Consider the following 17,599-nt stretch of genomic DNA (forward strand, 5'->3'; position numbering starts at 1 on the left):
GACTAAATCATCTTACTATTAACTGCACGCGAAAGTGCTTCAACCATATTACTCACGTCCAATCGTTCAAAAATCCGTCGCCTATAATACTTTACAGTGTCAGGAGCGACAAATATTTTTTCGGCAATTTGGTTAATGGTTAAACCTTGAGCGTGCAATTGCAATATTTCGATTTCCCTCTTGCTGAGTTTTGGTTTCTCTGATTTCTGCCAGATTTTATTTTCGATATTTAACGCCCACAGATCATCGGTACCTTGTTTGTAAATACAGATATTACCGGCCTGCTGATGCTGTGAAATGGAGACAATACACATCGCTTTCCACATCTTTCCTTCGCCAGTTAAAAATAAGGGAGTAAGTTTATGGTTAATCAACGTGGGTTTACCTTCCCGGTTAATCAGATGAAAATCGTAAGTAATGCTATAGTGTTTTTTTTCTTCGTCAGGTAGTTTTTCAAAAAAATCGAATCCCGCCTCGTTAATCAGACTCAATAATGCAAGATCTTTTTCAGGTACATTTTTAAAATAAAATTCATAGCCTAAATCCAAAACTTCGCTAGGCAAATAACCACATAAAAATAAAGGATTTTCTGAAACATACTCAAACGCCATTTTTTCGTAATCGATCACATACACACTTTCATAGGTTAAGCGCGCAAAAGCTTTTATAGCTTCCATGTAATCTTGCTGCTGAAGATCTGCTGCTGATATTTTTTCAACTTTATTTTTAGTCAGCAGGGAGGAGGTAATGGTATCTTTCATTTAAGAGATGGCTTAATAGCAAATTTACACTAAAGTGTAGCCTTTGAAAATATTTTTGTATCCACCTTTATAGAAAAGATTTTGAATGATGAAAAAATGGTCTGAATTAAGCCTGGCAGAATTGAATAAAACCAGGTCGAAGTTAAAGGGTGCCTTAATTGGATTTATCATATTTGGAGCGCTTATTTCCTTAACCTTGTTTTTTCTTAAGGCGAAACTAGTGTTATTCGTGCCAGCAATGGTGTTGCCCATTACCTGGTTGCCGATCTACAGCTCTTTAAAATCGGTAAATGACGAGATCAGATTACGCAATGCACCAAATGTTAATCAATAAGTTGTATGCATCCTGATCTAATAAGTTGCAGAAACTGCAGCCATGTTGTAAATGATAACTTTTGCAGTCATTGCGGTCAGCCGGTACATGTTAAAAGGGTAGATGCGCACTACATCTTACATGAAATACAACATATTCTACATTTCGAAAAAGGAATATTGTTTACCGTAAAAGAACTGCTCATCAGGCCCGGCCAAAATATCAGAACATTCATTACCGAGAACCGGAGTAGATTGGTAAAACCAGTTATATTTATCATCGTTAGCTCGTTAATCTATACAATAATTAGTCATTTCTTCCATATTGAAGAAGGTTATGTTGAATTTAAGGAAGTAAAAAAAACAAGCATTGGTTTAATTTTCGATTGGGTACAGGGGCATTATGGTTATGCCAATATTTTAATGGGTGTTTGCATTTCCTTGTGGTTAAAGCTGTTTTTTAAAAAATACAGCTACAACTTCTTCGAAATATTGATTCTACTGTGCTTTGTTATGGGGATTGGCATGTTAATCATTTCTGCTTTTGCGATTGCCGAAGGACTTAGTAAAATCAGTTTCATGAAAGTTTCGGGCGTTATAGTGGCAGTTTATAGCACATGGGCTATAGCTCAGTTTTTTAACGGGAAAAAAGTGGCGAGTTACTTAAAAGCAATTATTGCTTATAGCTTAGGGATGTTAACATTTGGCTTTGTGTTGGTATTTTTGGGCGTTTCAATCGATTTATTGATGAAACATTAAACGTTCCTTTGTATTATGCAGGCATAAGCCGTAATGTGATTGTAACCGATGAAACAGGAAAGAAAACAAGCCATGTGGTAGATGCATCAAGTAAATTCAACTTAAAATCAAGGCAGAAGGGTATACCTGGCTTAAGATGGAATAAACTGTTGAAATATTGCCAAAGAAAAAGGCTGTACTATAAATATAATTGTCATCCTGAGCCTGTCGAAGGACTTGCGTAAATGTTTTACAAGGCGTTTCGCTTCCAAAGTGAAAAATGATCTCTGCGTAACTATCAGGTACAACTTCAAAACTTGATAGTTCTGCTCCAGATACTCTTCTGTTGTACCAAAAACACTTTATCGTATCCTGCAGCTCTTCTGGAGGTTCGAATTCTTGATGATGCATTTTTAATGGCAACATATTCGAGGGTATAACATGCATGTATAGTGCTTATTACACTTATTTTCAATTGGCTAAAACTTCGTAAGGATTTTCGCTTTCTGATTTCTTGAAAGGATGGCTAATGATTATATTCGCCTATCAGAAAAAAATCTGACGCCTCTCATGGATGAATTTGAAAAAAAGGGCAGGAACGATATTCTTCGCTCATTGGCAAGTATGCTTTTGTTCAGCATATATGTATTGGTAACTTATCACGTGGCCTTGGGGCACATAGATAAGTCTAAACTTGTAGTACAAATTATTAGGTTAATGCTAACAGTACTGATGCTCTACCTGGTTTTTAAAGGCTATAGTTGGGCTCGAAATCTTTTTACTGTACTTACTGCTTTAAGTATGTTGATCCTGATACCAGCGATATTTAGTGATAATGCAATTGAGCGCAAGATTCCCCTGTTTACCGGTTTAATTATCTATTCTTTAGCTTTATACAGGGTGAATTTTTTAGCAAGTGCAAAAGCTTATTTTGAATATATCAAGGAAAATCGATGAGGATTTGGACAATAGTTTTTCTTGCCATCTGTGTCATGGTCACCATTGCAGTAGAAGTCTACATCAAACGTAACAAATGATATTTTTAATCTAATACTTCGAAAATCACTTTGAAGTTTGTTCCTTCTCCCAGTATTGAATTCACCTGAACCTTTAAGTTAAGGTAGTTCGCTATGCTTTTTACAATGGCAAGTCCTAAGCCATAGCCCGCATTTTCGGCATGACCTGTTTTTTTAAAACGATCAAATACATGTGGTATATCTTCTGCTTTAATGCCTTGGCCACTATCGCTAACCTGAATGGAATAATAACCTTTTTCAAGGTGATCAGAAATCTGTATACGCCCATTTTCTTTGTTAAACTTAATGGCATTGTTAATTAAGTTATAAAAGAGCTGAAACAAAAGATCATGATTGATATGGCGTAAACGCTTATTATGGCTAAGCTTGATGTCGATCTGAATGTTTTTTTCTTCGAGCCTATGGCCTATTTCTTCCACTATTTCATTAAAGAGTATTTGCGGTTCTATCTCATCCTGTTTGGAGAATTGCTCATTTTCTATTCTTGAAATGAGTAGGAGCGAACGCGATATTTTCTTTAACCGCTCCAGTGTTTTCATCATATCCACAATGTGTTCCTGTACTGCTTCGGATGCCGATTCTTCAGTAAGCAGGTTTTCCATCTTGTTTTGTAATATACTAATGGGCGTCATAAACTCATGCGAGGCATTGGCCGTAAATTCCCGCTCCTTTTCAAAAGCTTCGTTAATCTGGTCCATTAAAGAAATGAGCGAATGATCGAGGTATTTAAAGTCTTGAGTACTGGTGTTAATATGGCCGTGTTTCTTTTTAAAGGGAAACCTACTGTTGGTCAGCCTTAATTTGATAATCTGACCAAGTGGTTTAATTAACTGCCGGGTAAAAATCAAGTCTATAATAATACTTAGGGCAATAAGAATGATGAGCACGTATAAAGCAAAGCGTTGGAGCGCATCATTATAAAGGTTAATGCTGGCAGTGGTTTTACCGATTTCTAAGAGGTAGTTTTTTTGGTTTTTTTGAAAGGTAAAACTCAGTACCCGATAGGCGATGGTATCTTGTTCTACAATACGTTTGGTATCGCGTATGGTATCTAATTTCAGTGTTTGTGCTACGGTTTCGAGTGCAATGTATTCATCTTTCAGCATGGTGTAGCTACCATAACTGTTATCTCCTTCGAAGTAATAATCTATTCCCTTTTTGTTGATGTTTTGGAGTACTTTTTTCTGCTGGTTTCTAAGCGAAAAGTTGGTGTAGTTAGAAGCAACCTGCCCGATCAGAAAAGGGAGCAATAAAATAAACAGACCTACAATGGCGAGTTTAGATCCGGTAATAAATAAAGTAAGTTTAGTAGATAGTTTCAAATTACTTCTTAATTCTATAACCAACGCCTCTAACGGTTTCCAGCCATTCGGTAGGGGCGTAAACATTTAATTTCTTCCTGATATTTTTAATGTGTGCATCAATGTAGTTCGAGTCGTAATCATCATCAACAAAGTTGCCCCAAATATGTTCGCTCAATTGCATCCGGGTAAGCACCCTGTTTTTATGCAGTAGAAGGTAGCTTAAAAGATCAAATTCTTTGCGCGAAAGTTCAATCTGCTCCTCCTCAAAAAATACCAAGCGTTTTTGCAGATCGATGTTAAAGTTTCCGAGCGGAATTAACGCTTCGTCAACTTTAAATTTTCGCCTGGCAATGGCCTGCATCCGCGACTGGAGTTCGGGTAAAAAGAAAGGCTTCGCTAAATAATCGTCTGCACCCATATCTAAACCCGCTACGCGGTCTTCTAATTTTCCTCTGGCCGTAAGAATAATATAGGCCGCATCCGGATTGCTTTTTTTCGCCTTGCTGAGCAGTTCAAAGCCATCGCCATCTGGCAAACCTAAATCAATCAGCACATAATCATATTGGTTTAGCTCTAGCTTATTAGAACCTTGTTTAAAACTATGGGCCAGATCGCACAAGAAGAATGCCTTTTTAAGAAACTTTTCCATTTCAAAGGCAAGCGTTTTTTCATCTTCTATGATCAATACCTTCATACGGATTAAAATTGATAGTAAACTGCTAAACCAAAGAAAGACTGCTGGTGTTTTACATTTTCTTCTTTTCTGTTTCCAAGTATGGAGAATTGATAACTGGCTTCGGCAAGGAAATTCCCATTACTCCAGTTTAAAGGTAACTTAAAATTGTAAGACAAGAGCTTAAACTGATTGACTGTGTTTTCAACTACCTCGGTGGTACTCCCGTTAACGATTCCGGGAGCGGTGTCACTTTTTCCCTTTCCATTCCCATTCGAGTTCTGCCTTTTGTTTTTTTCGATGATATAGGTTTCGTAAAAATGAGTGGTACCTGCTGTAATCTCTACGGCTGGCGTAATTGAAATAAGATTCTTTTCGTTGAACACTGTTCCCAGTTCGATGTCTTTTGAATTGCTAAAACTGATAAATCCATCAGTTTGCTTTCCGAAGGCCAAATCGAGACTAAGATCGGTTTTAAACCAGGGCCATTGGTAGGCGGCCGATGCGTTGATGTTATTGTTATTGGATGCCTGGAGCAAAGGAGAATTAGCCGGAAAAAAAGAATGGGTATAGGCAAGTCCAGCGGTAAATTTTTCATTAAAATCATAATCGTAACCTACGCCCAAATCTGTTTCCGAAATGGTTGAGCCATAGTTTAAGAGCTTATAACCACCGCCCGACAAATATAAACCGCTTGGAAACCGTAAGGTAGCATTAAAGAGTACATACGGGTATTTTTCAGGAGTAACCTGTCCGTAATAATTAATGTTGCTATTGTACATGGCCGCAAGTGTAAGCGTAGCTTTTGTAGAATCCTGCTGTGCCTTTACATTCGATATGACCAAAAATGAGAAGAAAATTAAGAGACGGATGCGCATATAGTTATGGCCTTTTAATCTTAGGTTTAATAATCTTGATGGGTTTTACCTTTACATTAGGCTTCACGGCCATGGGTTTTACCTGTCTTTTGGCTTTTGGTACTTCTTTAATCTGTAGTGGCTCTGGTTTTTGATTTTCAGGCTGTTTGTCTTTTTTTTCTCTATCCTGTTTTTTAATCACTTGTTCTTCCTGCGGGTTTGAAACAGCTAAAGTGGTAGAATCTTGTTGCACGGCAAAAACACCCGATAAGGGGGCAAAAGCCAGGCAAAAAATAACGGCGAATCGGATCATTTTATAAATATAAAAAAAGTTTACCCCCTAAGAGGTAAACCCTACCTAAAAACCACCATACATGGTGCGCTCACATTTCAAAAGTAGATTGGCAACATGAAATTAAGATGAAAAAAATAAATTTTAAATTTCATGTTGCTTTCATCTTCGGCCATCAACTTTGAAGCGTAAAACTTTAAATAAAATCTACAGTTATGAAAACAAATTTTGTAAATACCATTTTAGCCGTCTTCGTCGTAATCGGGATGACTGCCTTTTATGGATGTAAAAAAAATGAATCAAGCCAGGGAACAACTAAAGTTCAGATTAAAATGACCGATGCCCCGGGCAACTTCGATAAGATTAATTTAAGTGTAAAAGAGATTGTACTGGTATCGGGCGATAAACCTTATGTATTTGCAGCAAGTACCGGTATATTCGATATTCTTGATTTTAGGATCGGCACCAGTAATCCTGATATTTTGGTTGCTTCGGGCGAAATGCCATCAGGAGAAATTACCGAAATCAGACTGGTACTTAACGAAACCGGAAATACAATCGTAGTAAATGGTGTTCAGCAGGAACTTAAAACGCCGAGCGCGCAAACATCTGGCTGGAAGGTGAAATTAACCGCTAATCCAGAATTGGTTGAAGGCGCTGCTTACACATTACTATTAGACTTTGATGCGGCGAAATCTATCGTAAGCACCGGAAACGGAAAATACTTATTAAAACCAGTGGTACGCGGAATTGCAGCAGCAACTACCGGATTAATTTCGGGAACTGTTTTGCCTTTAGCAAGCCATCCTGAAGTATTGGTTATTGCTGGTACAGATACTGTAGGTACCGTGGCCGACCCTTTAACCGGTAAATTTACTGTAGGTGGCTTATCTTCAGGTACCTACTCGGTTAAATTTGCACCGGTTGTTGGTTATAGAGATAGTACCATTACTGCTGTTAAAGTGGCTTTAGGGCAAAACACATTGTTGGGCACGGTTACTTTAAGACAGTAAAACCCCATTATTCATATCTAAATTTAAAACGATGAAAAAGCTATTCTTGCTGTTGTTACTTGTAGTAAGCAGCAGCCTTACTTTTAACGCTCAGGCCCAGGTAAGTGTAAATATAAACATAGGTGCACAGCCTGCATGGGGTCCAACTGGCTACGATTATGTAGATTATTACTACCTGCCCGATATTGAGAGCTATTATTATGTGCCTAAAAAACAGTTTATTTATATGGGTGCAGGAGGCTGGGTTTTTACCACATCCCTTCCACCGAGATATAGGGGCTATGATTTATATAATGGCTACAAGGTTGTAATTAACTCGCCTCAACCTTACCGTTATTTCGAAACCCACAAAGTAAAATATGCCAAATTTAAAGGCAACCATGGCCAAGCGGCGATCGGAAAAAGCAAAGGCCAGAAATATTCATCGGCTAAGGGTAATGCCAAAGTTTATAAAGGCAATAAAGGAAAACCCTCACCGCATTTTAATAAAGGAAACGGAAATGGCAAAGGCCATGGAAACGGTAAGGGAAAACATTAGTTGTTTGTGTAATAAAGAAAGAAACCCTCCAAATTTGGAGGGTTTTCTTTTTTAATTTCTTTTTTGTTGCCCCGGAGCAAAAGGTCTGGCAGATTTTGAACCTGTTCCTTTTTTGGCTTGCCCTGGAGGAACTTTTCCGCTATTACCAGCAGTTCTGGTACTATAACAAGCACTGGTAAGCAGCATTACCGATAACGCTACAATAAGATATATCTGTTTCATAATCATGACTAAGCGATAACTGTGCCAATTGCTGACCGCTCATCATGAAAAGAGATCTCCTGGCCACTGTCCTTCATTTCAATCCTCTTTCTTTTAAAAGGTTTTCTAATTCTTTGTTATCATATTTCGAATTATTTGCCAATTTATAGATGAAAAATAAAGGGATGAGCGTCAAAAAACCCAAACTGTTTTTCAACACGCTGAAAAATACAACACCGATCAGAAATCCAATTAATATTGCATTGGTTATGGCTGCCGATTTCCTTTTTTTTGCTTCTTGCAGCAACTCCTCATCTGTTAATTCCGTTAATTCTTTTGGTGTCATTTTGCCTGGTTTTTGAACGTAATCACTCGTAGCTAATGCTCAAATATACACGATAGCTGCAACTACTAAAAGCGGTAGATCAGGTTCAATAAAAAAAGCTCATCGAAAAATGAGTCTAATCAAAAGGTTATTTAACTAAATCCTTCGACAAGCTATATTGACAGATTCCAAAAGAAAGGTCGTCATTCCTGCGCAGGCGGGATTCTTAAAGCTTATTGCATTACGATTATTCATAAGTTTTCCTTTTTTCAGAGGCATTAATGAGCACTCCGTGGTTCCCAATCAAGTTGGGAATGACGATTCCTCACAGCCTATCGCTGCAATATAAATACGCTGTCATCTATATTGATTTTTATACGATAAATTATCTCTTAGGATGCCAATACACCATTAGCTGGGGCATTTGCAAATTTCTAAGCATATTGGCATTAACCCTCATATCTACAATGTCGCAATTCGCCACCGAAGTTGTCGTTTTTACGTCGCGTTAAAGCGCTGAATGAACTGCATATTTGTATGGTTAATATTGTTCAAACTAAATTTAAATAGCGTTATGAAAAATCTAATCCAAACAGGTAATATGCTTAAATCAGTACTGTTTCTCGCCATCATCATGTTTGTAGCACCTCAATTAAAAGGGCAGCAACTTAAACCTGCCGAGAGTGGTTATGCACCAGTTAACGGCCTTAAAGTTTATTACGAAGTATACGGTGAGGGTAAACCACTGGTGTTACTGCATGGTGCTTTTATGACCATCGAAACAAACTGGGGTGAATTAATACCTGAACTGTCGAAAACCAGAAAAGTAATTGCCATCGAGTTGCAGGGACATGGGCACACACCTTTTTCAGACCGGAAATTAGACCAGGCTGTGCTGGCCGATGATGTGGAAGGTGTAATGAAACATTTAAAAGTAGACAGTGCCGATGTTGTAGGGTACGGTATGGGTGGCTCTATAGCTTATAAGTTGACCATACAAAGTCCTAAACGCGTAAAAAAATTAGTAATCATTTCTTCAACTTATAAAAGTACTGGCTGGAGACCTGAAATAGCAGGTGCATTTAAAAATATGAAACCTGAAATGTTTGCAAATACACCGATGAAAACGGCATATGATGCCGTAGCGCCCGACAAAACAAAATGGACAAAATTAATAGAACAGATGATTGTTTTTGCCGGAACAACATTCGATATGGGCGACGCCAATATCGCGAAAATTACTTCACCCGTATTAATCATCGCAGGAGATAATGATGGCCTGGATAAAGTAGAGTTGAGTAAAACCTACCAATTACTGGGCGGCGACAAATTTGCCGATATGGGGGCGATGCCAAAATCGCATTTGGCCATTGTTCCTGGTCAGGGGCATGTGAGCTTAATGATGCAGACGAAAACAATATCGGCTTACCTAAATGATTTTTTAAAGTAATATAAGCCAAAAGAAGAGCCTGTGTCACAAGTTGTGATTTTCCTTTCGAATTTGTCACGTTGAATCGAGACAAGTGGTCGAAACGCTTGTGGAACAGGCCCTTCGATAGACTATTATTGATGTTATTTCTTAATTAATTGGATATGAGTGTTTTATGTCGGATGCTATTTCCGCCCAACTAGGCCGTAGCGCCGTATCCCCGTTCTACTTAAATCCGGACTAACAAATTTTTCAGGCTCCACCAACATAGCCACGGGGTTTTAATTATTCAAACCACTCTTTTCGGTTTTCTAAACGCTCTAAAAAATCGGTAAAGGAAATTCCTATTTCAATATGTGCTTCTTCCTCGATTAGGAAGGGAGATAATACAATTCTTAAACTATTATCATTTAATTGTTCTATTGCAATGTACTCTCCACCACCATTTCCTCCAATTGCTAATGTGTTCGGTAAATGCTCGAAAATTTGATAGTCGGTATTCATTTCAATTACTTCGTCGAAGTCCCAAAGTCTAACATATTGCTCCCCAATAAAACCTTCAAGTCCCGAATAATTTAAAGCAAAAGTTTTATAATCGTTAGGAAGTTTGAAGTTTATTGTTTTTTCAGATTCCTCAAAAGTGGTCTTTGGTTTGTTGGTCCGTTTGGTGAAATTATATTTTGTTAGTATTTCTTCAAATCTTTCCATACGGATTGAGCATGATTGTTAATTTAGTTCCACAAGATATTAATTTTCATCGGGAATGGTCATCAATTAGTAAATTGACAGATGGTTTTTTTACCACTAAAACAAAACAGGAATTAGAATAAAACGGGCTTATGAATTAAAAACATTAATCATTACATTTGCCCTTGGTGAAAAACTTTGTATTCCTTTTTTCCATTTATCTGATCCTTCTGGGCCTAATGCCCTGCCAGGATAAGGAAGATATGGTTTCCAAGTCTCACACGGAAAGTACTGTGCATAGCGATGATGCAAAAGCTGAGCATATGCATGGAGAATCCTGTCCGCCATTCTGCAGCTGTGCCTGCTGCTCGGTGGGTCAACACTTTCCAACCGAAAAGTTAACAGATCTGATTGTTCCGGTATTCCGGAAACCATACCCGGTTTTCCAGTGCTCTGCATTGAAAAAACAACCGCTTGATATTTGGCAACCGCCTAAACTCGTTTAATCAATTTTTTATCTCATGGAGCTCTCCATGAAAAGCATGCTTTTTTACAAGCACAATTTTGCACCGTGAGGTGCAATAATACCTGCTATTTATTGATTTTTGATTTAAACGACAATGCTGAACAGAATAATACAATTCTCCATCAGGCAGAAACTGCTGGTGGGAATTATGATACTGGCGCTGATTGCCTGGGGCATATACTCCATTAGGCAGCTGCCCATAGATGCCCTTCCCGATATTACCAATAACCAGGTTCAGATTATTACCTCCTCGCCAAGTAACGGCGCGGAAGATATTGAGCGCTTTGTAACCTACCCGGTAGAACAAACTATGGCCACTATTCCCGGGATTGAAGAAATCCGTTCCTTTAGCAGGTTCGGCCTTTCAGTTGTGACAGTGGTATTTAAGGAAAATGTAGAGATTTACTGGGCCCGCCAACAGGTGAGCGAAAGGCTTGCCGAGGTAGAAAGAGCCATTCCGAAAGGGATCGGCACACCCGAGGTTGCACCGTTAACAACCGGACTGGGAGAGATTTACCAGTATGTAATCCATCCCAAAAAAGGATATGAAAAAAAGTATGATGCCACCGAGCTCCGCACCATTCAAGACTGGATTGTTCGCCGTCAGCTCCTGGGCGTAGAGGGCATAGCAGATGTGAGCAGCTTTGGGGGATACCTCAAACAGTATGAGATTGCCCTCAATCCTGATAAGCTCAGAAGCATGGATATCTCCATCAGCGACATTTTTAAGGCACTTGAAAAAAACAACCAGAACACTGGCGGATCTTATATCGATAAGAAGCCCAATGCCTATTTTATCAGGAGCGAAGGACTTATCAATAGTATCGAGGATATTGAGAACATCGTTGTACGGACCAATGAGAACAGCATTCCCGTGCTGATCCGAAATGTAGCAGAAGTGCGGATCGGTGCGGCCACCAGGTATGGTGCCATGACCAGAAACGATCAGGGCGAGGTAGTGGGGGCAGTAGTAATGATGCTAAAGGGTGCCAATTCTTCAAAGGTTATTGCAAACGTAAAAACCCGGATGGATCAGATTGCAAAGAATCTTCCAGAGGGCGTGGTTATCGAACCATTCCTCGATCGCACAAAACTGGTAGACAGTGCCATTGGTACGGTGGCTAAAAACCTGGCAGAAGGCGCATTGATTGTGATCTTTGTACTGGTACTGCTTTTGGGGAATTTCCGTGCCGGACTGATTGTAGCCTCGGTGATTCCACTTGCCATGCTTTTTGCCATATGCCTGATGAATCTTTTTGGCGTCAGCGGAAACCTGATGAGCCTTGGCGCTATAGACTTTGGGCTAATTGTAGATGGAGCGGTAATCATTGTAGAGGCATCTCTCCACCATCTGGGTATCCGAAAAAACAAAAACAGGTTAAGCCAGCAAGAGATGGACACAGAGATTTTTGAATCTGCTTCCAAGATCCGTAACAGCGCTGCTTTCGGCGAAATCATTATCCTCATCGTTTACCTGCCTATTCTGGCACTGGTTGGTATAGAAGGCAAGATGTTTAGGCCAATGGCCCAAACGGTGGCATTTGCTATCCTTGGCGCTTTTATCTTGTCGTTAACTTATGTGCCGATGATGAGTGCGCTGTTTCTAAACAAAACCATCAGCACCAAACGAAATATCTCAGACCGGATTATGTCCTTTTTTCAAAGGGTGTATACCCCAATGCTCAATTTTGCACTTCGGGCAAGGGTGGCCGTTGTGGGCATTGCCATAGGGTTATTTGCCATTTGCCTTATTATTTTCAATTACCTGGGCGCCGAATTTATTCCTACGCTAGAGGAGGGCGACTTTGCCGTAGAAACCCGGGTGCTTACCGGAAGCAGTCTTTCTCAAACCATTGAGGCCGCTACACGTGCTGCGAAGGTATTAAAAGCAAATTTTCCTGAAGTAAAAGAGGTAATCGGAAAGATTGGCTCCAGCGAGATTCCTACCGACCCCATGCCGGTAGAAGCCTGTGACCTGATTATTATCTTAAAGGATAAAGGCGACTGGACAAATGCTTCGACGAGAGACGAGCTTGCAGGCAAAATGCAGGCCAAGCTCGAACAGTATATTCCTGGGGTTACTTTCGGATTTCAGCAGCCCATCCAGATGCGCTTTAATGAACTCATGACTGGCGCCAGGCAAGATGTGGTCATCAAGATCTATGGAGAGGATTTTTCGAAGCTAAGTGCCTATGCAGCTAAAATTGGAGCGATAGCCAGAAAAATAGATGGTGCCGAGGATGTGTATGTGGAACAGGCCTCGGGACTTCCACAGGTCATCATCAAATTTCATAGAGAAAAGATTGCGCAGTTCGGACTGAACATCGAGGATGTGAATACGGCTATCCGATCGGGCTTTGCCAGTGAAGTGGCTGGTCTTGTATTCGAGGGCGAAAAACGATTTGATATGGTTGTCCGCCTGGAAAAAGAAAACAGGCAATCGCTTGAGGATGTGAAGAACCTCTTTGTAACTGCACCCAATGGAAACCAGATCCCGCTTGAACAGCTGGCTGATATCCAGTATAGGGAAGGACCAAACCAGATCCAGCGTGATGATGCAAAGCGACGGATTACCGTTGGCTTTAATGTGAGGGGAAGGGATGTGGAAAGTATTGTAAAGGAAATCCAGCAGAAGATTGATACCGAGGTTAAGTTTTTACCAGGATATTATCCAACCTTTGGCGGCACTTTTGAGAACCTGCAGGCAGCCACCAAAAGATTGGGTATTGCCGTACCATTGGCACTACTGCTTATTTTACTGCTGCTTTACCTTACTTTTTCATCGATTAAACATGCGCTTTTAATTTTTACCGCAATTCCATTGTCGGCGATTGGTGGCGTATTCGCCCTATGGGCACGGGGCATGCCCTTTAGTATCTCCGCAGGTATCGGTTTTATTGCGCTTTTTGGCGTGGCGGTACTGAATGGTATCGTACTGATCAGTGAATTTAACAGGTTAAAAAAAGAAGGAATGAACGATATTCTCGAAATTATCAGAACAGGAACTTCGGTTAGGCTTCGCCCGGTTATTATGACGGCCCTTGTGGCCTCTTTGGGTTTTCTTCCAATGGCTATCTCGGGTGGCAGCGGTGCTGAAGTGCAGCGTCCATTGGCAACGGTTGTTATCGGTGGATTAATCTCCGCCACGTTGCTGACCCTTTTGGTACTCCCGGTGCTTTATATCTGGGTAGAAAAAATGGGCGTGAAAAAAGTAAGAATTGCTCCGGTAGCAGGTATAATCATTATGTTTATTGCCTTGTTTGGATTTCAACCCGCTAAGGCCCAAACTGCGTTAACCCTCGAACAGGCGGTATCTTCGGCGCTGGAAAACAACAGGGCGATTAGCGGGGCTAACCTTGGTGTAGGGCTGCAACAGGCACTCCGGAAAAGTGCCTTCGAAATGCCCAAAACCGAATTGTCTATGCTTTACGGACAGTATAACAGCCTGGTTAAAAACGACAACAACTTTACCGTTTCGCAAAGCATTCCCTTCCCAACACTTTTTGCTGCAAATGCGGCATTAGGAGATGAACGTATCAAAGCAGGCCAGCTTCAGGTGGCTTCAAGTAAAAACGAACTCATTTTTCAGGTGAAGACGGTTTACACCAATCTCCAGTACCTCTATTCGAAGGAAAAACTGCTGCTCGAGCAAGACAGCATTTATAAGGGTTTTGTGAAATCAGCTTCGCTAAAGTATAAAACAGGCGAGGGCAACCTGCTTGAAAAGGTAGCCGCTGAGACACAGCTTAAGGATGTACAGAACCTGCTCGATCAAGACCGGTCTGATATCGAAATTTATAAAGCACAGCTTGCTACGCTTCTTGGCAGGGGTGGGTTACCCCTAATTGCCGAGAAGTTTTTAAGGGAAACACCCGAGATTTCGATCGGAGATACGGCGCTTCTAAATGAAAATCCAGCCATTGCCTATTTCAGGCAACAGATTGTGATTGCCGAAAAGCAGCGCAAAGTAGAATTGGCCAAAGCACTTCCCGATTTTACGCTAGGCTATTTTAACCAGTCGCTAACCGGTTTTCAAAACGTTAATGGCAATGATGTTTTCTTTGGCCGCGACAAACGTTTTCAGGGCTTTCAGGTGGGGCTTTCCATTCCACTATTTTACCGGGCCTATTCGGCGAAGGCAAAGGCTGCATCCATTAACAGGGATATTGCTTCTAACGACCTGGAACTCCAGCAGCGAAAACTAACAGGCCAGTACCAGCAGGCCCTGGGCGAATACCTGAAAAACAGGAAACGTTACGACTATTTTATTACTTCGGCCCTGGCCAATGCAGCACTGATCTTAAAAAACAGCCGTATTGCCTATCAGAACGGCGAAATAGGCTATTCGGAATACCTGTTGAACCTTAAACAGGCGAATGGTATTTACGAAGGGCGGCTGATGGTCCTGCTCCAGTTAAGCCAGAGCATCAATCAGATAGAATTTTTAACCGGTAACAACAAATCATTTTAAGTACAAATCTCATGAGATCCATATATAAATATTTTATCCTGCTATCCTTTCCTTTTTATCTGGCTGGCTGTAGCAGTCCCAATTCGGAGAAGGCGCCCGAAAAAGAGCCCGTTCACGAAGAGCGCGATATCGTAACCCTTACCCCAGAGCAGCACAAGCTATCAGAAATTACGTTGGGAGCCATTGAGCTGAAAGAATTAAGCGGAACAACGAAAGTAAACGGTATGCTCGACCTTCCCCCGCAAAGCCTGGTATCTATTTCCACACCGCTGGAAGGGATTGTAAAAAGTACCGATATGTTGCAGGGAAAACGGGTAGCCAAAGGGGCGCTCGTAGCCGTAATGCAAAATCCCGAATTTATTCAGATGCAACAAGATTATCTTGACTATAAAAGCCAGCTGCAATTTTTAAAGCAGGAGTTAGACCGCCAGGAAGAATTGGCAAAGGAAAACGTAAATTCCAAAAAAGCATTGCAGAAAGCAAGGAGCGAATACCAGAGTGTGAGCGCAAGATTGCTGGGGCAGCGTTCAAAACTTTCCATTATGAACATCAGTTTTTCAGCACTGGAAAAAGGACAGATCCAGAAAACCTTCAACCTCTATACACCAATGGCGGGTTATGTTACGCAGGTTAATACCAATATAGGTGCCTTTGCCAGCACTACTGATGTATTGTTCAAAATTGCCGATACCGAGCATTTACATGCAGAGCTTACGGTATTTGAAAAAGATGTGCCCAAGCTTAAGCTTGGGCAGAAAGTCCGCTTTGTACTGGCCAATGAAGAAAAGGAACGCATGGCTACGGTTTATCTCATCGGCCGGGAAATTAGTAAAGAGCGTACCGTGCAAATTCACTGCCACCTGGATAAGGAGGATACACAACTGCTTCCGGGTATGTACCTTAAGGCTTATGTAGAAAGCGGAATGAACAAGGTTGAAGCACTACCTGATGCGGCAATTGTTGAATTTGAAGGCAAAAAGTTCGTGTTTATAGATCAGCCTGCTGCTAAGGGCAGTAACACTTACCGGTACAGGATGATGGAAGTAAAAACAGGAGTTGCCGAAAATGGTTACACCCAGGTTTCTTTCGCCGGGCAGATCAGTGATGTAAAGGTGGTGACAAAAGGCGCCTACGATCTGTTGAGCAAGGTTAAGAATGCCGAAGAAGAAGGTGAGGAGCATTAAGTGTTAAGCTTTATAGCTGGTGGAAATTGATGCCATGGATAACAGTTTATTTTTAAAAGATCCGTTTACACGTTTGGTACCCGGTAGTTCTATTTGCAATTGATGATAAATTCATGATTGATATGTGGTCTTCTCTTTAGGCCGCATATCAATTTATACCGCTGTATGGGAAGGATCTGCGCACTTTCCGCGGAAACAACACAATATGTCTTAAATCAATACGGTATTATCGCATTAACCATACAACAGTAATATGCGGATATCAGACCGCTTTCCCGTTCTGTTTTGATCAGAAAAATCGTAACTTGCAGTAGACCAAATATACTAGCATGCAGTTGTTATTGCCCTACGCTGACCCAACGAAATATCTACAGGAACTGACCACGAAGTACGGTTTTTCCTCAAGAGATACCTGGTCGTCCAAGAGCATTATGCTTCCAGAGCATATGGGGACTGGATTTGTTCAGGTTTTTATCAAAAACGACATCCATTTTTTTCGCGGCATCTGGGATTTTAATGAACCTACACAATTTTATTCTCCCGACCCGGTCGGACAGCGAGGGTTGATCGATTTTCGGATCAGCAATGAAGACCAGCTCTTACATTCCGCTGCGTTGGAAGGCGCTAAGAAATTTGGCTGGGAAATTACCCGTGTTGATGGAATACGGTTTTTTATTCCGGAGGCATACTTTACAGGAGGTATAACGGAGTTAAGCAGACGGTTTCAAAGCTGTGCACATCATCCTCAAGTTAAACAGCTCATCAAGCAGCTCTTTGAAATTTCCGCCCGTGACTTTTCCAATGCCATGCTTCTGGACGCCAAGTTGACGGAATTTATATATTACCTGATCCGCCATTTAAGTCAGAAGGAAATAGAACCTGCTGATAGCGATGGCCTTACCCAAAGACGTCTGGACAGTATAAGGGAAGCACATACCCGGATCATGTCTAACATGGACACAGAAATAAGCGTTTTGCAGCTGAGCCGTTGGGTTGGACTGAATGAGTGTGATCTTAAAAGGGATTTTAAAAAAGTATACGGACTCCCGATCCGTCAATATATTATTCAACAAAAAATCCAGATGGCAAACCTATTGGTTGCCGAAAACCATGTTGATCTTGCCGAAGCTGCAAGGAGTTTGGGCTATACCAATATCAGGTATTTCGAAATGCTTTTTAAGCGTTATTACGGTAAAATATAGAAATTCCCGTTTCGACTGAATTAATTCCCGTTTCGATTTTTATAATGCA

General features: G+C 40.8%; 19 protein-coding genes. 10 read left to right on the forward strand and 9 right to left on the reverse strand.

Going from position 1 to position 17,599, the window contains the following annotated elements; all coding sequences use genetic code 11:
• Positions 1-2 precede the first annotated feature (2 nt).
• Positions 3-761: a response regulator transcription factor gene (locus AC1RJ8_RS13385; protein ID WP_492954238.1), complete on the reverse strand. Its 759-nt coding sequence runs from the start codon at positions 759-761 to the stop codon at positions 3-5.
• An 85-nt stretch (positions 762-846) separates the two neighbouring features.
• Between AC1RJ8_RS13385 and AC1RJ8_RS13390 the strand changes: the two genes are divergently transcribed.
• Together AC1RJ8_RS13390 and AC1RJ8_RS13395 are read left to right on the forward strand one after the other, a co-directional pair.
• Positions 847-1,095, forward strand: a complete 249-nt coding sequence (locus tag AC1RJ8_RS13390) for a hypothetical protein (protein ID WP_492954239.1) — start codon at positions 847-849, stop codon at positions 1,093-1,095.
• 5 nt (positions 1,096-1,100) lie between these two features.
• Positions 1,101-1,832, forward strand: coding sequence for a DUF3667 domain-containing protein (locus AC1RJ8_RS13395; protein ID WP_492954240.1), 732 nt, complete (start codon positions 1,101-1,103; stop codon positions 1,830-1,832).
• A 96-nt stretch (positions 1,833-1,928) separates the two neighbouring features.
• Here AC1RJ8_RS13395 and AC1RJ8_RS13400 read toward each other — a convergent pair whose 3' ends face one another.
• The gene (locus tag AC1RJ8_RS13400) at positions 1,929-2,222 is read right to left on the reverse strand and encodes a DUF6597 domain-containing transcriptional factor (protein ID WP_492954241.1); all 294 of its coding nucleotides are present in this window, start codon (positions 2,220-2,222) and stop codon (positions 1,929-1,931) included.
• Positions 2,223-2,381: 159 nt separating this feature from the next.
• On the opposite strand from AC1RJ8_RS13400, the gene AC1RJ8_RS13405 reads away from it, so the two are divergent.
• Positions 2,382-2,768 carry a hypothetical protein gene (locus tag AC1RJ8_RS13405; RefSeq protein ID WP_492954242.1) on the forward strand — a complete coding sequence of 129 codons (387 nt, stop codon included), beginning with the start codon at positions 2,382-2,384 and terminating at the stop codon, positions 2,766-2,768.
• Between the two features lie 85 nt (positions 2,769-2,853).
• On the opposite strand, the gene AC1RJ8_RS13410 is transcribed toward AC1RJ8_RS13405, so the two are convergent.
• Genes AC1RJ8_RS13410 through AC1RJ8_RS13425 form a run of 4 tightly spaced genes read right to left on the reverse strand, consistent with a single transcriptional unit; the run spans position 2,854 to position 5,995 of the window.
• Positions 2,854-4,236 carry a sensor histidine kinase gene (locus AC1RJ8_RS13410; RefSeq protein WP_492954243.1) on the reverse strand — a complete coding sequence of 461 codons (1,383 nt, stop codon included), beginning with the start codon at positions 4,234-4,236 and terminating at the stop codon, positions 2,854-2,856.
• Entirely contained in the window at positions 4,172-4,846 is a 675-nt protein-coding gene (locus tag AC1RJ8_RS13415; protein WP_492954244.1) for a response regulator transcription factor, read from the reverse strand. Before AC1RJ8_RS13415 ends, AC1RJ8_RS13410 begins: the two co-directional genes overlap by 65 nt.
• 5 nt (positions 4,847-4,851) lie before the next feature.
• Positions 4,852-5,703: a hypothetical protein gene (locus AC1RJ8_RS13420; RefSeq protein WP_492954245.1), complete on the reverse strand. Its 852-nt coding sequence runs from the start codon at positions 5,701-5,703 to the stop codon at positions 4,852-4,854.
• 4 nt (positions 5,704-5,707) lie between these two features.
• Complete coding sequence (locus AC1RJ8_RS13425) at positions 5,708-5,995, reverse strand: hypothetical protein (protein ID WP_492954246.1); 288 nt, start codon at positions 5,993-5,995, stop codon at positions 5,708-5,710.
• A gap of 194 nt (positions 5,996-6,189) precedes the next feature.
• Between AC1RJ8_RS13425 and AC1RJ8_RS13430 the strand changes: the two genes are divergently transcribed.
• Complete coding sequence (locus tag AC1RJ8_RS13430; RefSeq protein ID WP_492954247.1) at positions 6,190-6,987, forward strand: DUF4382 domain-containing protein; 798 nt, start codon at positions 6,190-6,192, stop codon at positions 6,985-6,987.
• Between the two features lie 31 nt (positions 6,988-7,018).
• A complete protein-coding gene (locus AC1RJ8_RS13435; protein ID WP_492954248.1) occupies positions 7,019-7,525 on the forward strand; it encodes a hypothetical protein in 507 nt (168 codons plus the stop codon).
• 51 nt (positions 7,526-7,576) lie between these two features.
• Here the strand turns inward: AC1RJ8_RS13435 and AC1RJ8_RS13440 are convergent, their stop codons facing one another.
• Together AC1RJ8_RS13440 and AC1RJ8_RS13445 are read right to left on the reverse strand one after the other, a co-directional pair.
• A complete protein-coding gene (locus AC1RJ8_RS13440) occupies positions 7,577-7,747 on the reverse strand; it encodes a quinol oxidase subunit 4 (protein WP_477580423.1) in 171 nt (56 codons plus the stop codon).
• Positions 7,748-7,820: 73 nt separating this feature from the next.
• Complete coding sequence (locus AC1RJ8_RS13445; RefSeq protein ID WP_492954249.1) at positions 7,821-8,072, reverse strand: hypothetical protein; 252 nt, start codon at positions 8,070-8,072, stop codon at positions 7,821-7,823.
• A gap of 553 nt (positions 8,073-8,625) precedes the next feature.
• On the opposite strand from AC1RJ8_RS13445, the gene AC1RJ8_RS13450 reads away from it, so the two are divergent.
• On the forward strand, positions 8,626-9,501 hold the full coding sequence (locus tag AC1RJ8_RS13450) for an alpha/beta fold hydrolase (protein WP_492954250.1): 876 nt from the start codon (positions 8,626-8,628) through the stop codon (positions 9,499-9,501).
• Between the two features lie 264 nt (positions 9,502-9,765).
• On the opposite strand, the gene AC1RJ8_RS13455 is transcribed toward AC1RJ8_RS13450, so the two are convergent.
• The gene (locus AC1RJ8_RS13455; protein WP_492954251.1) at positions 9,766-10,188 is read right to left on the reverse strand and encodes an SMI1/KNR4 family protein; all 423 of its coding nucleotides are present in this window, start codon (positions 10,186-10,188) and stop codon (positions 9,766-9,768) included.
• 167 nt (positions 10,189-10,355) lie between these two features.
• Between AC1RJ8_RS13455 and AC1RJ8_RS13460 the strand changes: the two genes are divergently transcribed.
• The 4 genes from AC1RJ8_RS13460 to AC1RJ8_RS13475 all read left to right on the forward strand — a co-directional run bounded on the left by AC1RJ8_RS13460 (position 10,356) and on the right by AC1RJ8_RS13475 (position 17,550).
• Positions 10,356-10,673: a DUF6660 family protein gene (locus tag AC1RJ8_RS13460; protein ID WP_492954252.1), complete on the forward strand. Its 318-nt coding sequence runs from the start codon at positions 10,356-10,358 to the stop codon at positions 10,671-10,673.
• Between the two features lie 114 nt (positions 10,674-10,787).
• Entirely contained in the window at positions 10,788-15,164 is a 4,377-nt protein-coding gene (locus AC1RJ8_RS13465) for a CusA/CzcA family heavy metal efflux RND transporter (RefSeq protein ID WP_492954253.1), read from the forward strand.
• Positions 15,165-15,175: 11 nt separating this feature from the next.
• Complete coding sequence (locus AC1RJ8_RS13470) at positions 15,176-16,348, forward strand: efflux RND transporter periplasmic adaptor subunit (RefSeq protein ID WP_492954254.1); 1,173 nt, start codon at positions 15,176-15,178, stop codon at positions 16,346-16,348.
• Between the two features lie 329 nt (positions 16,349-16,677).
• Entirely contained in the window at positions 16,678-17,550 is an 873-nt protein-coding gene (locus tag AC1RJ8_RS13475; protein WP_492954255.1) for a helix-turn-helix domain-containing protein, read from the forward strand.
• The last annotated feature ends 49 nt before the right edge of the window (positions 17,551-17,599 follow it).

Source organism: Pedobacter sp. GW822-FHT03F06 (assembly GCF_058801365.1).

Coding starts and splice junctions, on each gene's coding strand:
- AC1RJ8_RS13450 (WP_492954250.1), top strand. CDS start 8,626: ATGAAAAATCTAATCCAAACAGGTAATATGCTTAAATCAGTACTGTTT.
- AC1RJ8_RS13455 (WP_492954251.1), bottom strand. CDS start 10,188: ATGGAAAGATTTGAAGAAATACTAACAAAATATAATTTCACCAAACGG.
- AC1RJ8_RS13410 (WP_492954243.1), bottom strand. CDS start 4,236: ATGTTTACGCCCCTACCGAATGGCTGGAAACCGTTAGAGGCGTTGGTT.
- AC1RJ8_RS13385 (WP_492954238.1), bottom strand. CDS start 761: ATGAAAGATACCATTACCTCCTCCCTGCTGACTAAAAATAAAGTTGAA.
- AC1RJ8_RS13400 (WP_492954241.1), bottom strand. CDS start 2,222: ATGCATCATCAAGAATTCGAACCTCCAGAAGAGCTGCAGGATACGATA.
- AC1RJ8_RS13390 (WP_492954239.1), top strand. CDS start 847: ATGATGAAAAAATGGTCTGAATTAAGCCTGGCAGAATTGAATAAAACC.
- AC1RJ8_RS13440 (WP_477580423.1), bottom strand. CDS start 7,747: ATGAAACAGATATATCTTATTGTAGCGTTATCGGTAATGCTGCTTACC.
- AC1RJ8_RS13445 (WP_492954249.1), bottom strand. CDS start 8,072: ATGACACCAAAAGAATTAACGGAATTAACAGATGAGGAGTTGCTGCAA.
- AC1RJ8_RS13415 (WP_492954244.1), bottom strand. CDS start 4,846: ATGAAGGTATTGATCATAGAAGATGAAAAAACGCTTGCCTTTGAAATG.
- AC1RJ8_RS13420 (WP_492954245.1), bottom strand. CDS start 5,703: ATGCGCATCCGTCTCTTAATTTTCTTCTCATTTTTGGTCATATCGAAT.
- AC1RJ8_RS13395 (WP_492954240.1), top strand. CDS start 1,101: ATGCATCCTGATCTAATAAGTTGCAGAAACTGCAGCCATGTTGTAAAT.
- AC1RJ8_RS13425 (WP_492954246.1), bottom strand. CDS start 5,995: ATGATCCGATTCGCCGTTATTTTTTGCCTGGCTTTTGCCCCCTTATCG.
- AC1RJ8_RS13470 (WP_492954254.1), top strand. CDS start 15,176: ATGAGATCCATATATAAATATTTTATCCTGCTATCCTTTCCTTTTTAT.
- AC1RJ8_RS13435 (WP_492954248.1), top strand. CDS start 7,019: ATGAAAAAGCTATTCTTGCTGTTGTTACTTGTAGTAAGCAGCAGCCTT.
- AC1RJ8_RS13475 (WP_492954255.1), top strand. CDS start 16,678: ATGCAGTTGTTATTGCCCTACGCTGACCCAACGAAATATCTACAGGAA.
- AC1RJ8_RS13465 (WP_492954253.1), top strand. CDS start 10,788: ATGCTGAACAGAATAATACAATTCTCCATCAGGCAGAAACTGCTGGTG.
- AC1RJ8_RS13405 (WP_492954242.1), top strand. CDS start 2,382: ATGGATGAATTTGAAAAAAAGGGCAGGAACGATATTCTTCGCTCATTG.
- AC1RJ8_RS13430 (WP_492954247.1), top strand. CDS start 6,190: ATGAAAACAAATTTTGTAAATACCATTTTAGCCGTCTTCGTCGTAATC.